This window comes from Ammoniphilus sp. CFH 90114 (assembly GCF_004123195.1).
Taxonomy (GTDB): Bacteria; Bacillota; Bacilli; order Aneurinibacillales; family RAOX-1; genus YIM-78166.
Map to the genome: position 1 here is coordinate 454,512 of NZ_SDLI01000001.1, position 15,227 is coordinate 469,738.

Annotated in this window: 17 protein-coding genes; all 17 read left to right on the plus strand. The window is 43.1% G+C overall.

The annotated features are described in order from the left end of the window. Nucleotides 1–8 precede the first annotated feature (8 nt). Entirely contained in the window at nucleotides 9–947 is a 939-nt protein-coding gene (gene fabD, locus EIZ39_RS02395; protein WP_129197042.1) for an ACP S-malonyltransferase, read from the plus strand. 11 nt (nucleotides 948–958) lie between these two features. Further along, entirely contained in the window at nucleotides 959–1,702 is a 744-nt protein-coding gene (fabG, locus tag EIZ39_RS02400) for a 3-oxoacyl-[acyl-carrier-protein] reductase (RefSeq protein WP_129197044.1), read from the plus strand. A gap of 106 nt (nucleotides 1,703–1,808) precedes the next feature. Beyond that, a complete protein-coding gene (acpP, locus tag EIZ39_RS02405) occupies nucleotides 1,809–2,045 on the plus strand; it encodes an acyl carrier protein (protein ID WP_129197046.1) in 237 nt (78 codons plus the stop codon). An 89-nt stretch (nucleotides 2,046–2,134) separates the two neighbouring features. Further along, nucleotides 2,135–3,376 carry a beta-ketoacyl-ACP synthase II gene (gene fabF, locus EIZ39_RS02410; RefSeq protein WP_129197048.1) on the plus strand — a complete coding sequence of 414 codons (1,242 nt, stop codon included), beginning with the start codon at nucleotides 2,135–2,137 and terminating at the stop codon, nucleotides 3,374–3,376. Between the two features lie 17 nt (nucleotides 3,377–3,393). After that, on the plus strand, nucleotides 3,394–4,083 hold the full coding sequence (gene rnc / locus EIZ39_RS02415; RefSeq protein ID WP_129197050.1) for a ribonuclease III: 690 nt from the start codon (nucleotides 3,394–3,396) through the stop codon (nucleotides 4,081–4,083). Between the two features lie 18 nt (nucleotides 4,084–4,101). Then, on the plus strand, nucleotides 4,102–5,163 hold the full coding sequence (locus tag EIZ39_RS02420; RefSeq protein ID WP_129197052.1) for an elongator complex protein 3: 1,062 nt from the start codon (nucleotides 4,102–4,104) through the stop codon (nucleotides 5,161–5,163). Between the two features lie 116 nt (nucleotides 5,164–5,279). Then, nucleotides 5,280–8,849, plus strand: a complete 3,570-nt coding sequence (gene smc, locus EIZ39_RS02425) for a chromosome segregation protein SMC (protein WP_129197054.1) — start codon at nucleotides 5,280–5,282, stop codon at nucleotides 8,847–8,849. Nucleotides 8,850–8,887: 38 nt separating this feature from the next. Next, nucleotides 8,888–9,892 carry a signal recognition particle-docking protein FtsY gene (gene ftsY, locus EIZ39_RS02430; protein ID WP_129197056.1) on the plus strand — a complete coding sequence of 335 codons (1,005 nt, stop codon included), beginning with the start codon at nucleotides 8,888–8,890 and terminating at the stop codon, nucleotides 9,890–9,892. A gap of 89 nt (nucleotides 9,893–9,981) precedes the next feature. Further along, complete coding sequence (locus EIZ39_RS02435) at nucleotides 9,982–10,335, plus strand: putative DNA-binding protein (RefSeq protein WP_129197059.1); 354 nt, start codon at nucleotides 9,982–9,984, stop codon at nucleotides 10,333–10,335. Between the two features lies 1 nt (nucleotide 10,336). Next, the gene (gene ffh, locus EIZ39_RS02440; protein ID WP_129197061.1) at nucleotides 10,337–11,695 is read left to right on the plus strand and encodes a signal recognition particle protein; all 1,359 of its coding nucleotides are present in this window, start codon (nucleotides 10,337–10,339) and stop codon (nucleotides 11,693–11,695) included. Between the two features lie 50 nt (nucleotides 11,696–11,745). Next, nucleotides 11,746–12,018: a 30S ribosomal protein S16 gene (gene rpsP / locus EIZ39_RS02445; protein WP_129197063.1), complete on the plus strand. Its 273-nt coding sequence runs from the start codon at nucleotides 11,746–11,748 to the stop codon at nucleotides 12,016–12,018. 26 nt (nucleotides 12,019–12,044) lie between these two features. After that, entirely contained in the window at nucleotides 12,045–12,272 is a 228-nt protein-coding gene (locus tag EIZ39_RS02450; RefSeq protein ID WP_129197065.1) for a KH domain-containing protein, read from the plus strand. Between the two features lie 69 nt (nucleotides 12,273–12,341). Beyond that, entirely contained in the window at nucleotides 12,342–12,755 is a 414-nt protein-coding gene (locus tag EIZ39_RS02455) for a YlqD family protein (RefSeq protein ID WP_129197067.1), read from the plus strand. After that, complete coding sequence (gene rimM / locus EIZ39_RS02460; RefSeq protein ID WP_129197069.1) at nucleotides 12,755–13,273, plus strand: ribosome maturation factor RimM; 519 nt, start codon at nucleotides 12,755–12,757, stop codon at nucleotides 13,271–13,273. The genes EIZ39_RS02455 and rimM overlap by 1 nt, the downstream gene beginning before the upstream one ends. Then, a complete protein-coding gene (gene trmD / locus EIZ39_RS02465; RefSeq protein ID WP_129197071.1) occupies nucleotides 13,274–14,017 on the plus strand; it encodes a tRNA (guanosine(37)-N1)-methyltransferase TrmD in 744 nt (247 codons plus the stop codon). It begins immediately after the preceding gene. Between the two features lie 148 nt (nucleotides 14,018–14,165). Next, a complete protein-coding gene (gene rplS, locus EIZ39_RS02470; protein WP_129197073.1) occupies nucleotides 14,166–14,513 on the plus strand; it encodes a 50S ribosomal protein L19 in 348 nt (115 codons plus the stop codon). Nucleotides 14,514–14,628: 115 nt separating this feature from the next. Beyond that, on the plus strand, nucleotides 14,629–15,222 hold the full coding sequence (gene lepB / locus EIZ39_RS02475; protein ID WP_129197075.1) for a signal peptidase I: 594 nt from the start codon (nucleotides 14,629–14,631) through the stop codon (nucleotides 15,220–15,222). Nucleotides 15,223–15,227 lie beyond the last annotated feature (5 nt).

The window sequence follows — 15,227 nt, forward strand, 5'->3', positions numbered from 1 at the left end:
GCACAAAAATGGGTAAAATTGCTTTTATTTTCCCGGGACAGGGATCACAGTACGTAGGAATGGGGAAAGAAGCTCAAGAGAAGAGTACCGCAGCAGCTGAAATTTTTGCTGTTGCGGACAAAACTCTTGGTTTCCCTTTGAGTCATATGTGTTTTGAAGGTCCTGAAGAAGAGTTGCGATTAACGGTTAATACACAGCCTGCTATTCTTACCACGAGTATCGCCGTTCTAAAGTGGTTGAAGGAATCCATGGACATACAGCCTTCTTATGTAGCAGGACATAGCTTAGGAGAGTATTCTGCTCTTGTGGCGGCAGGCGCGATGAGCTTTGAGGATGCGGTCCAAGCGGTACGCTCAAGAGGGCAATATATGGAGGAGGCTGTACCTGCAGGTGTGGGAGCGATGTCCGCTGTCCTCGGGATGGATCGTGAAAAGCTGCATGCTATTTGTAAAGAGATTACAGAGGCAGGGGATCCGGTGCAATTAGCAAATTTGAATTGTCCAGGACAGATCGTGATTTCCGGTTCAGCTGAAGGGGTATTGCGAGCGGGAGCAGAAGCAAAGACACAAGGGGCAAAACGTGCAATCCCGCTTAATGTGAGTGGCCCATTTCACTCTAGTCTTCTCGCTCCAGCTTCGGAGAAGTTAAAACAAAGGCTATCTGATTTGACCGTATCCGATGCCCAAATACCAGTGGTAGCCAATGTCTCTGCGCAAGGGTTGACTAATGCAGATGATATCTTTTCCTCACTTGTAGAACAAGTATCTTCTCCTGTTTTATGGGAGGATTCGATACAGTATATGGCCAGTCTCGGAGTGGACACCTATATCGAGATTGGTCCGGGCACGGTATTAGCGGGTCTAGTGAAGAAGATCGATAAAACTGCTCGAGTATTCTCTATTCAAGATGAGGCTTCCTTGAATAAGTTTAAAAGCGAATGGGTATAGAGGTGATAGGGATGGTAGAAAACAAGGTAGCGGTGGTCACAGGAGCTTCGCGAGGTATTGGTCGTTCTATTGCATTGGCGTTAGCTGCATCCGGAGCCGATGTTGTTGTCAACTATGCAGGTAGCGAAGAAGCTGCTCAAGAGGTAGCAGCGGAGATTGAAAGGTTAGGCAGAAAAGCCCTAGTCATACAGGCAAACGTGGCAGACAGTGATCAAGTAGCACAAATGATTCAACAAACTATTGAAGTATTTGGACGAGTAGATATTCTTGTCAATAATGCTGGGATCACTCGAGATAATCTCCTCATGAGAATGAAAGATGATGAATGGGATGCTGTCATAGCAACCAACCTTAAAGGTGTCTACAATTGTATTAAAGGTGTCACACGTCAAATGATGAAGCAACGATCTGGAAGAATCATTAATATCTCTTCCGTGGTAGCTTCATTAGGCAATGCCGGACAAGCTAACTATGTTGCTGCTAAGGCTGGAGTGATCGGCCTTACGAAGTCGGTAGCTAGAGAACTGGCGAGTAGAGGCATTACCGTTAATGCTGTTGCACCAGGGTTTATTGAAACGGATATGACGGCAAAACTAAGTGACGAGATCCAGTCTGGTTTGTTAACACAGATTCCGTTGGCGCGTTTAGGTAAACCAGAAGACATCGCCAATATGGTTCGCTTCCTTGCGTCAGATCAAGCTTCCTATATTACGGGACAAACCTTCCATGTTGATGGTGGAATGTATATGGGCTAGTATTATTAACCTGATAAAAAGTTTTATTTTAAACAATCAAATTTTAAGGCTTGGACTAGTTTTCCAAGGGAAGTTTAAGTATAATACCTGAGAGGAGGTGAAGGTAATGGCAGACGATATCTTGGAAAGAGTGAAAAAGATCATTATTGATCGCCTTGGAGTGGATGAATCAGCTATCACGTTAACAGCTTCTTTTAAAGAAGATTTGGGAGCGGACTCTCTAGATGTTGTTGAATTGGTTATGGAGTTGGAAGACGAATTCGACATGGAAATCTCTGATGAGGATGCAGAAAAGATCTCCACAGTGGGCGATGTAGTGGAATACATAAAATCCCACAAATAATTTCTGAAAGTCCCGTTCATCATGACGGGACTTTCCTTTAAGTTTAAAGGTTTCATGAATTTCTAAGAATGGTACTTTGAGGTGAAAAAATGAAAAATCGAGTCGTCATTACCGGAATGGGTGTTATCTCCCCAATAGGAAAGTCTGTTGAAGAGTTTTGGAGTAACTTATTAGCTGGAAAATCTGGCGTTGATCATATTACTGCGTTTGACGTATCTGAATATCCCACGCGTATCGCTGCAGAAGTTAAGGATTTCAATGCGGAAAATTATATGGATAAGAAGGAAGTAAAAAGAACGGATCGATTTGTTCAATTTGCTATTGCTGCTGCCAAGTTAGCAATGGAAAATGCAGGTCTTAATATGGATGAAGTGAACCGTGACCGAGTTGGGGTCTATGTAGGATCGGGTATAGGCGGACTAGGAACTTTTGAGGATCAGCACCGTACTCTCATGGAGAAAGGACCGAAGCGAGTAAGTCCATTCTTTATCCCTATGATGATTGCCAATATGGGTTCTGGACAAGTATCTATTATCCTTGGAGCTAAAGGTCCTAACAGTGCTGCTGTAACAGCATGCGCAACGGGAACTAACTCGATTGGAGATGCATTTAAGATCATCCAACGTGGAGAAGCTGATGTCATGTTTGCCGGAGGTTCAGAAGCGACCATTCGTCCGACAGGACTCGCAGGATTCTGTTCAGCAAAAGCGATGTCTACTCGAAACGATGAACCCCAAAAGGCAAGTCGCCCTTTTGATCTAGATCGTGATGGATTCGTAATGGGAGAAGGTTCTGGCGTGCTTGTACTAGAATCGCTTGAACATGCTAAACAACGAGGAGCAAAGATTTTTGCAGAGATTGTTGGTTACGGTATGAGCGGAGATGCTCATCATCTGACCATGCCTGCTCCAGAAGGTGAAGGAGCGGCTCGCTGTATGAAGATGGCAATTCGTGATGCAGGAATTAATCCTGAGGAGATTGATTACATTAATGCACATGGAACTTCTACTGAGTATAATGATAAATTTGAGACCATGGCGATTAAAGCTACACTTGGAGACCATGCATACAAGGTAGCGGTAAGCTCGACTAAGTCGATGACAGGCCACTTGCTTGGAGCAGCGGGTGCTATAGAAGCTATCGCTTGCGTCAAGGCCATCGAAGATCAAACGATCCCTCCAACCATTAATTACGAGACTCCGGATCCAGACTGTGATCTTGATTACGTACCGAACGTACCAAGAAAAGCTAAGGTCAATGTCACCTTATCTAATTCTCTAGGATTTGGCGGTCATAATGCAACGATTATTATTAAAAAGTTTGAAGAGTAACTTTTAGGTGGATTAACGTGGACTTTCAACAACTACAAAATACAATCGGAATTCAGTTTAAGAATGAGCTGCTCCTAAGGCAAGCCTTTACTCATTCCTCTTATGTGAATGAACATCGGGGTAAGCCTTACCAAGACAATGAGCGCTTAGAGTTTTTGGGAGATGCTGTACTTGAGCTAACGGTATCCCAATTTTTATTTACTCATTTCCCTAAGATGTCGGAGGGTGAAATGACCAAGCTTCGGGCTGCTATTGTATGTGAACCTTCGCTTGTTCGTTTTGCTGAATCCTTGCAATTTGGCAAGATCGTTTTGCTTGGTAAAGGCGAAGAGATGACGGGGGGAAGGCAGAGACCCGCACTTTTAGCAGATGTGTTTGAAGCGTTTATCGGTGCTCTATATTTAGACCAGGGATTGTCAACTGTTACCACTTTCCTAGATCAATTTGTATTCCCTTCTGTGGACCGGGGAGAGTTTATGAGAGTAACGGATTACAAGAGCCAACTTCAAGAACATGTTCAGCATGATAATTTAGGTGAGATCTCTTATCGGATTGTGGAAGAGAAAGGTCCTGCCCATAACCGCGAATTTGTCTCAGAAGTACTGCTTAATGGAGTCCCAATGGGAGCAGGGAGAGGTCGATCGAAGAAAGAGGCCGAACAGCATGCTGCAGCAGTAGCTATTGAAAAACTTGGAATTAAGCGATGAGAAAGGGATAACGTAAGGATGATACATCGACGAATCGCTTTATTTGTTCCTCATCAAGGTTGCCCTAAGGATTGCACGTTTTGCAATCAGTCTCGAATTACTGGACAAAAACGAGAAGAACGGCTGACGCAAGATCAAGTTCGTCAGACAATTGAAGAGCATTTGACTACAATCCCTGTTGGTGCTTATGTGGAAATCGCTTATTTTGGAGGTAGTTTTACCGGATTGCCCAGGTCCTACCAGAAGATGTTGCTCGAAATAGCAAAGGAGTACATCGATGCTGGCAAGGTTCAAGGAATAAGGTTCTCGACTCGACCTGATTATATCGCTGACCATATTATGGAGTTTCTTCTACCCTATGGTGTAACCACCATTGAATTAGGAACACAATCTCTCAATGATACGGTGTTGGAGCTTTCGCAGAGAGGTCATACGTCTGCTCAGGTGGAGAAAGCAGTCAAAACGATTAGGAAGTATCCAGGGGTTCAAGTCGGTTTGCAGTTGTTGCCTGGCTTGCCCGGGGATACTGCAGAAATTGCACTCGAGACCACAAGACAAGCGATTTCTTTGCAACCAGATTTTGTCCGGATTTATCCAGCCTTGGTTATTGCCGGTACGGAATTGGAATGGCAGTATCGGACGAAGCAGTATACACCACTTCGTCTCGAAGAGGCAATAGACATGGTAGCAGATATGTGGATCTTATTTATGAAAGCAAACATTCCTGTTATCCGAATCGGATTGCATTCTTCGGAGGATTTACGTTCTGAAGGGACAATTATAGCAGGACCATTTCATCCATCCTTTCGTCAATTGGTAGAGGCGGAGCTTTTTCGTAGGCTGTTGAGTGAAGTGGCAAAAGCTCAGCAAGCTGATCTAAAGGAAGTACGCATTCATCCAGCAGATGAAACAGCTGTAAGAGGAAGTCAGGGACGTAATTGGAAGGGATTTCTTGAAGCATGCAAGCCTTCATCTCCACAGCTTGTCCTAGACCGCTCTCTGCCTCGCCATGAAATCGAGTGTATTTGGAAGCAAGAAGACATAAGTAAATATCAGTTATCCTCCTTAGAATCCAGTTGACCAATAGACTGGATTCTTTGTCTTCTTATGGTTATGGCTAAAGTATGATAAAATAGTCAGGTCCACACATAGAAAACATCATGAAGTTTACATACATTGGGGTAGGGGGAAGGGACATGTACTTAAAACGCCTAGAATTAATAGGCTTTAAATCCTTTGCCAACCGGACAGAGCTGGAGTTTGTACCAGGAGTAACGGCTGTCGTAGGACCAAATGGAAGCGGAAAAAGTAATATATCCGATTCGATTCGTTGGGTACTAGGAGAGCAGAGTGCAAAATCTCTTCGGGGAAGTAAAATGGAAGATATTATTTTTGCCGGGAGCGATGCCCGTAAACCAGTTAATTATTGTGAAGTATCCTTGACACTAGATAATTCCGATCATACTTTAAAGATTGATTATAGTGAAGTGACGATTAGTCGTAGGGTATATCGTTCGGGTGAAAGTGAGTATTACATCAATAAGCAATCCTGCCGTCTCAGAGATATTATTGAGTTATTTATGGATACGGGAGTAGGGAAGGAAGCTTACTCTATTATTGGACAAGGACGAATCGAGGAAATCTTAAGCACAAAATCAGAAGACCGCCGAGGAATCATTGAGGAAGCGGCAGGAATAGTTAAATATAAAGCACGCAAGAAGGAAGCAGAAAAGAAATTAGATGAAACAGAAGCTAATCTGGTGAGAATTACAGATATTATTTCAGAGATCTCTGACCAAATTGAACCATTACAAGAACAGGCGAATAAAGCCAAGCATTTTCTGTCGCTCAAAAAACAGCTTAAGGAGCAGGAAATAGGGCTTTATGTTCACCAAATTGAAAACGTTAATTTGCTCTGGAATGAAACAAAAAAACAAGTATTACAATTTAAAGAACAGCATGCCGTAAAGTCATCAGAATTAAGTGCACTCGATGCAGAACTATCTAGCTGGCGATGGAAAATGAGTGAACAGGATGAATTGCTTGAACAATGGCAAGTAAAGCTTCTTCATGTCAGTGAGGAAGTAGAAAAAACGGAAGGAAAAAGAGAAGTTCTCCGCGAACGGAAAAAGAATGTTAGAGAAAATCATAAATTAGCTGTAGAAAAACAAAGCCAACTCAAAGGCCGCATCGAAGAATTAAACAAACAAGCAGAGAAGGAAGATCAGCGGCTTAAAGAACTGCATACTGAATGGGAAAGTGTAGAGCAACAACTTAAAGCTCAAGAAGGGTTGTTAGGAGAGGTAACAAAGGGATTAGCGACAGATGTAGAACAGCTAAAAAGTGACTATATTGAACTTCTAAATCAGGTCGCTTCCAGCAAAAATGATCTACGACACTGTGAACAAGCGATTGAGCAGTCCCTAAGGAAGCGAGAGAAGTTAAAGGAGCAGCTAGAGATTTTGGATCGTATGCAATCTGAGGTTAACTCGAAGAAAGAAGAAGCACAGAAACAACTCCATCAGACAGCTACAGCTATCGATCAATGTCTAAGCGCCTACAAACAAGGGGTACAAAAGTATAAGGAAAAGCAAAACCTCAAAGAGGAGCAGTCAATTTCCCTTCGCAAACTTGAGCAAAAAATGGACTCCTTGTCTTCACGAAGAGACGTGCTGCAAGAAATGCAATCAGCCTTTACAGGCTTTATGCAGGGGGTCAAGGAAATTTTGAAAGCAAGAGAAAATGGATTTCCTGGTATCCAAGGAGCGATTGCTGAACTTCTTTCTGTCCCTTCACAATACGAGACGGCTTTAGAGGTTGCGTTAGGTGGGTCTTTGCAGCATGTCGTAGTGGATAATGAGGCTGCGGGGAGAAAAGCCATCCAGTGGTTAAAAGAGAAACGTCTGGGTCGAGCTACATTTCTTCCTCTTGATGTCATTCGCTCAAGACGTGTAAGTCGACAGGATGAAACCCAACTTCTTCAATTGAAAGGGATTGTGGGGGTAGCATCCGACCTCGTTCAATGTGAGGAGAAGTATCAACATATCAGTGAGAACTTGCTTGGTTCTGTCATCGTAACGGAAACTCTCGAGCAGGCCAACCAAGCGGCTAGAAAAACAGGATACAGATATCGCTTTGTGACGTTAGACGGAGATGTAGTTAACCCTGGAGGGGCGATGACTGGGGGTACTGTACAACAAAAAAGCACCAATCTCCTAGGACGCTCGCGACAATTAGAAGAACTAGAACAAGCCCTGCAAACTACGACAGAAGAGAAACAGACCCTAGTCCTTGCGTTAGCGAAACTTAATCAAGAATTAACTGACATGGGACAAGAGCAAGAACAGCAACGTTTACAGGGAGAACAATATCGCCTGCAAGAGCAGGAAGCTAAAGGCCGATTAAGCCAAATTGATATGGAAGCCCAAAACTATAGTGAGCGCAAGAAAGTCCTAGATAACGAATGGAAAGCGGTCACGGAAGAAGAGAGGTTCCACCAGGAACGAAAACTAACGCTTGAGGAGCAATTAAGGACTTGGGCTGAGGAAGAAGGGGCTCTAAAGCAGCGGATTAGTGATATTGAGACACATCGCTCTCATTTGCAACATAGTAAAGAAGAGTATTCCAATGTCATTACGAATCTGAAGGTCAGATCCGCGGAGTTACGGAAGCAGAAGGAAGCGGTGAGTACAATTATTCAAAGGCTCAAAGAAGAGTCACAAACTCATCGTGCAGAATGGAATAATGGTGAAGAATATATTAAGAACCTTCAAGATTTGATGGAAGGAAACTTAGATAGCGAAGAACAGTTAGATCGGGTGATTCAACAGTTTCGAACGGAAAAAGAAGAGGTCGGTCAACAACTCCTTGTCCTTAAGCAAGAACGAGCGGAGACGATGCAGCAGATCGAAATCCTAGAAATTGAGACTAAGGGAAGCAGGAAACAAATTAAAGAATTAGAGGATCGTCTACATAAAGAAGAGATGAAAGCCGGTCGTTATGATGTAGAGTTGGACAATGTCCTTGCCAAGCTGCAAGAAGAGTACGAATTAACATATGAACTCGCTAAAGAAAGGTATGAGCTGCCAGTTGATCCACTAGCAACAGGAGAACTAGTGAATTCTTTAAAAAAGCAAATTCAGGGACTAGGATCCGTAAATTTAGGTGCTATTGAAGAATATGAACGGCAATCCGAGCGACTTCAATTTTTAACGGGACAAAGTAGTGATCTGGACGAAGCGAAACAAACGCTCTATAAGGTTATCGGGGATATTGAAGATGAGATGTCGAGGAGATTCCTAGAAACCTTTGAACAAATTCGTGGAGAGTTTCAACAGGTATTTACTCATCTTTTTGTTGGGGGAAGAGCAGATTTGCAACTCTCCGATCCTACTCAAATCTTAACAACGGGGATTGATATCGTTGCACAACCCCCTGGGAAAAAGTTGCAAAACTTAGCCCTTCTATCCGGTGGGGAGAAGGCTTTAACGGCCATTGCCCTTTTATTTGCTATTTTACGTGTAAAACCTGTTCCGTTCTGTGTACTTGATGAAGTAGAAGCAGCACTTGATGATGCGAATGTATATCGTTTTGCTGAATATTTACGTCAATTTAGCGGGCAAACTCAGTTTATTTGTGTCACTCACCGTAAAGGAACGATGGAGGGTGCAGATGTCTTATATGGTGTAACCATGCAAGAGTTTGGCGTTTCGAAACTCGTTTCGGTAAAATTAGAGGACAAGTCATTTATCTCAGAAACAGCCTAAGTAATCAGTGCGTGAAGGATAAAGGGGGCAAACTAATCATGAATTTTTTTAAAAAGTTAAAAGATACGATATCTCAAAAGACTGAGGAAGTTACCGTTAAATTTAAAGACGGCTTAACCAAGACGAGGGATGCCGTCGTAGGGAAAGTCGAAGACCTCGTGCGCCGTTACAAGAAAATCGATGAAGAGTTCTTCGAAGAATTAGAAGAGATTCTGATCTCTGCAGATGTCGGTGTGAACACGGTAATGGAGCTAGTCGATGATCTCCGCAAGGAAGTCAAAAAACAACGAATAGAAGATGCAGGACAGCTAAAGCCTCTTATCTCCGAAAAACTAGTGGGTCTTTTTAAAGAGAATACCGCAGACTATGGACTCCATATTCAAGAAGGACGTCTGAATATCATTATGTTTGTAGGGGTTAATGGAGTAGGGAAGACAACCACAATAGGCAAGATGGCTCATATGTTCAAACAACAAGGAAAAAAAGTCATTCTCGCAGCAGGGGATACGTTCCGTGCAGGGGCCATTGAGCAATTAGAAGTGTGGGGACAGCGTGTTGGAGTAGAGGTAGTGAAGCATCAAGCAGGGGCAGATCCAGCTGCAGTTGTCTATGATGGGATTGCTGCTGCTCGTTCAAGAGGAGCTGATATCCTATTATGTGACACAGCGGGTAGATTGCAGAATAAAGTCAACCTGATGGAAGAGTTGAATAAGGTTTACCGAGTGATTGCCCGGGAGATACCTGATGCTCCGCATGAAACCCTGCTGGTTCTAGACGCGACAACAGGACAGAATGCAATGAATCAAGCAAAAGCATTTGGTGAAGCTACCAAAGTATCGGGAATTGTACTTACTAAACTTGATGGAACCGCAAAAGGTGGAATTGTCATTGCTATCAGTAATGAGTTGAAAACTCCTGTAAAGTATGTAGGATTAGGTGAGAAAATGGATGATTTGCAGCCATTCGACCCTGAACAGTTTGTACATGCTTTGTTCACTGGGTTTATGGATGAGTCATCCGTAGAAGAAGAAACAAACGCGTAAAGTTTTTTTCTTGACAATCGATGTGCAAATGAGTAATATAGATTCCTGTAAGAGATTTTTAACCAATCCTTCAGCTTTGGGGGAATACAATGCTCGAGAAAACGAATCGGGTAAACCTATTATTCGACTTCTATGGTCCAATACTTAAGGATCGACAGAGGCAGTTCCTCGAGATGTACTATAGGGAAGATCTTACCTTGAGTGAAATTGCTGAAGTTATGGAAGTAACACGTCAAGCGGTGTACGACCAGGTGAAGCGAACGGAAATCGTTCTAGAACAATATGAAGACAAGCTCCAATTGTTGTCCCGATACCAAGAAAGGCAATCGAGAATCAATCGACTTCTAGATCTTCTAGATTCTGATCCGCCTGAATGGGACTCGGAGAACATTCGGACTTTAGTTAAGGAACTGGCTGAGTTGGAATGGAGTGAGGAGGCATAACATGGCCTTTGAAAGTTTAGCCAATCGACTGCAGGCAACCTTTGACAGGTTGCGAGGCAGAGGAAAAGTGACAGAAGACGATGTCAACGAGATGATGCGGGAAGTCCGCCTTGCCTTGTTGGAAGCAGATGTTAATTTTAAAGTAGTCAAGGAATTTGTTGCCAAAGTGAAGGAACGCGCCATTGGACAAGAGGTTCTTAAATCTTTGAGTCCAGGGCAACAAGTAATTAAAGTGGTGAACGATGAACTGACAGAGCTTATGGGCGGAACGCAGAGCAAGATTGCACATGCCAATAAGCCCCCAACTGTCGTTATGATGGTTGGATTACAAGGTGCAGGGAAAACGACCACGACTGGTAAACTAGCCAAACATCTTCTCAAGCAAAACCGCAAGCCTCTCCTTGTTGCAGGAGATATCTATCGACCTGCCGCGATCAAGCAGCTACAGGTGCTTGGTGAACAGTTAAAGGTTCCGGTGTTTTCTCTTGGCGACCAAGTCAGTCCTGTCGAGATTGCAAAGCAAGCCATAGAGAAGGCTAAAGCGGATCACCATGATTATGTTCTCATTGATACAGCCGGTAGACTTCATATTGACGAGACGCTAATGGACGAGTTGAAGGACATAAGGAGTTCTGTTAATCCACATGAGATTTTACTTGTAGTCGATGCGATGACAGGTCAGGATGCAGTGAATGTAGCGGAAAGCTTTAACAGTCAGCTTGAACTTACAGGAGTCGTATTAACCAAGCTTGATGGGGATACAAGAGGCGGTGCCGCACTGTCGGTTAAGGCTGTCACAGGCAAGCCGATTAAGTTTGCGGGGATGGGCGAGAAGATGGATGCATTAGAGCCATTCCACCCGGACCGTATGGCTTCCAGAATTCTTGGAATGGGCGATGTTCTTTCCTTAATTGAGAAGGCACAAGAAGCTGTGGATCAGGAAAAAGCCAAGGAAATGGAGCGTAAACTTCGTAAGGCGGAATTTACGTTTGAAGATTTTCTTGAGCAGATGGCCCAGGTTCGCAAGATGGGGCCTCTGGAGGATTTGCTAGGCATGATTCCCGGAATGAATAAGATGAAGGGCATGCAAGATTTGAAGATCGATGATAAGGCAATTAACCGTGTTGAAGCCATCGTGAAATCAATGACGACAGAAGAAAAGCAAAATCCAGAGCTACTGAAGAATTCCAACCGCAAAAAGCGTATTGCTAAGGGAAGCGGGACAACTGTACAGGAAGTGAACCGATTCATTAAGCAATTTGAGGATATGCGGAAGATGATGAAGCAGTTTGGTAAGATGGCCGACCAAGCCAAGAAGAAAAAGGGAAAAGGGATGTTTAAATTTCCTTTTATGTCCTAGTACAACAACAAAACTAATTAAACAAAACCATTTAGGAGGCAAGATTAATTATGGCAGTAAAAATTCGTTTAAAGCGTATGGGTGCAAAGAAAACTCCTTTCTATCGTGTAGTAGTAGCAGATTCTCGTTCTCCTCGTGACGGACGTTTCATCGAAGAAATCGGATACTACAATCCAGTTGCTCAACCTGCTGTAGTAAACATCGATCAAGAGAAAGCTGTGAAGTGGATGTTAACAGGTGCTCAACCAACTGACACCGTTCGTAACTTGTTCAGTAAAGCAGGAATCTTAAAGCAAGTACACGAAGCTAAGTACCAGAAGTAAAGATTATTCTTGAGGGAGGGCTCTAAGTGAAGCCATTGATCGAAGTAATTGCCAAAGCATTAGTAGATCACCCTGGAGAAGTTCGCATCAAGGAAGTAGATAAAGATCGCTTAACCGTATTTGAGTTGTCCGTCCATGCGGAAGATATGGGCAAGGTCATTGGCAAACAAGGACGCGTAGCGAAGGCTTTGCGTACGGTAGTTAATGCGGCAGCCGTGAAGGAAAATAAGCGAATTACGATTGATATAGTATAACACTCAAGAAGCTGGGATGCCTGAACTTTAAGGATATTCCCAGCTTTTTATATATAAGGAGGTATCCTTATGAAGCTTAAGCGCCCCGTATTACTTAAGATGATTCTTACTCCTGATTTACGTAAGAATCTTCAGGAGGAGTATAATGGCTATATTCGGAAATTCGAAGTAGAGTTGGAGCAATTGCATTTTCAAAGTAAAAAATGGATCCTAGAAGCCCAAAAGAAAGGTCCAGAAGCTCAAAAGATTGTGCAAGAACGGTTAAAGAAAGAAGAAAAAGCACGTTTAGATAAAGTGAAGCAGTACAAGGAAATGCTTCATCAGCTCTCCCTTTTGCCAGATGAGTCGGAAATCCTCCATTCCCAACTGGACGGTGAGGTAGAGGTAAGCGTAGGGGATCATTGGGATAAACTAATCGGAAAGTGTGAAATTATTGTGCGTGATGGAATTGTGATTGAGATTCGAAACGGAGGAGAGAAATAATGTCGACTCGTTATTATGAGGTTGGAAAGATTGCAAATACCCATGGTATAAAAGGAGAACTGAAAATTCACTCGGTGACGGATTTTCCTGAAGAACGCTATAAAAAAGGAAGTCAGTTGTTATTATTTCACCCTAATCTATCAGAACCCTTAACCGTTACTGTAGAGGCAGCCCGACTACAAAAAAATACATATATTATAAAGCTTAAGGAATACGGAAATATCAATGACGTTGAGAAATATAAGGGTGGTTCTCTAAAGGTTGCAGAGGACCAGAGATTGGATTTAGAGGAAGACGAATTTTACTATGACGATATCATGGGGTGTGAAGTTTGGACAGATGAGGGGAATCAGTTAGGTTTAGTGAAAGAAATTATCACAACAGGAGCAAATGATGTATGGGTAGTAAAAACGAAAGAAGGAAAGGAAGTCTTATTGCCTTACATCGAAGACTGTATTCTCAATGTCGATATCGCCAATAAGAAAATAACCGCTCATATCATGGAAGGGTTGATGTAGGTGCGTATTGATATATTAACCTTGTTTCCTGAGATGTTTTCAGGGGTACTTGGCAGCAGTATTCTTGGAAAGGCAGCAGAAAAAGGACTTGTTCAATTTCGAGCCCTGAATTTTCGGGAATTCTCTGTTAATAAACATGGACAAGTCGATGATTACCCCTACGGTGGCGGAGCAGGTATGGTGCTTCGGCCTGAACCGCTGTTTCATGCTGTTGAATCATTAACGGAAACGATAGGGAAGAAGCCTAGAGTCATCCTCATGTGTCCCCAAGGAGAGCGCTATACCCAGAAGAAAGCCGAAGAGCTGGCAACGGAAGATCACTTGATCTTTCTGTGTGGACATTATGAAGGATATGATGAGCGGATACGTGAGCATCTGATTACCGATGAAATATCCATAGGTGACTTCATATTGACCGGTGGGGAGCTTCCAGCGATGACGATCATAGATAGTATTGTAAGACTAATGCCAGGTGCCCTTGGAAATGAAGTATCTGCTCATACCGATTCTTTTAGCACAGGAATGTTAGAACATCCGCACTATACCAGACCGGCAGAATTTAGGGGATGGAAGGTTCCTGATATCTTACTTTCAGGACATCATGCGAAGATCGAGGAATGGAGAAAAAAAGAGTCGCTCAAACGAACCTTGCAACGAAGACCTGAACTCCTTAAGGAAGTGTTGAAGGAAAGACCTGAATTGGTAAAATTATTGGATGAGGTAAAAAAAGAAGTACAAAAATAGGGAAAAGCTTTAGGTTGAAAAGCAAGTTTAACTGTGTTAGAATATTTTTTGTTGGGCTTTTGGCCCGTATTACGGTGGTCCGCTGTCGTTTGAGAAGACTTAAGTCCTTACCTCACGATATGAACGCTGGTTGGAAGGAGGAAATAATATGAAGCAAATTCTTCGCGAAATTACTCAAGAACACTTGAAGTCTGACATTCCTGCATTCCGTCCTGGAGACACTGTACGTGTACACGTAAAGGTTATCGAGGGACAGCGCGAGCGTATCCAGCTTTTTGAAGGCGTGGTTATCAAGCGTCGTGGAACAGGGGTAAGCGAAACTTTCACTGCTCGTAAGATCTCTTACGGAGTAGGTGTTGAGCGTACATTGCCGTTGCACTCCCCTAAGATCGATAAGATCGAAGTGGTTCGTTTTGGTAAGGTTCGTCGTGCGAAGCTTTACTACCTACGTGACCGTGTGGGTAAGGCAGCACGTATCAAAGATCGCCGCAGATAATGTTGAAAGGAGCTTGGGTTCAAGCTCCTTTTTTCAGCTTATACGGAAGTTTGTTAATGTTGATGTGAAATTTTACATATCATTTATTATATCGAGTTTTTAGGGAGGAGAAGGCATGGAACATCAAGACACCAACCAACAAGAACAAACGCTCAAGCAAGAGAAGCCCAAGAACGAAGTGTGGGAGTGGTTGAAGGCATTAGCCATTGCGGTTGTTCTAGCTTTTGTTATTCGTTCCTTCTTGTTTGCTCCTTTTGTGGTGGACGGAACTTCCATGATGCCGACCCTGCATGATCGGGAACGCTTAATTGTTACGAAGCTTATTTATTTCATTCAAGAACCATCCCGTGGGGACATCATCGTGTTCCATGCTACGAAGGAACGAGATTATATCAAACGAGTGATAGCCGTTGGCGGTGATAAGATTGAGATGAGGGAAGATCAGCTCTATCTTAATGATCAACCAGTAGATGAACCTTACCTTGATGAGTTTAAACAGCAAGCCCTGAATGAGGGTTATCCGCTAACAGGTGATTTTGGACCAATTGATGTTCCTGAGGGTGAAATCTTTGTAATGGGGGATAATAGAAGAAATAGTAAAGATAGCCGTGCTATAGGTACGGTTCCCCTAGATACCGTTGTAGGAAGAGCTGATGTGGTGTTCTGGCCTTTACCAGATTTTCGCTTCCCAAATAAAACAGACAAATAATAAGC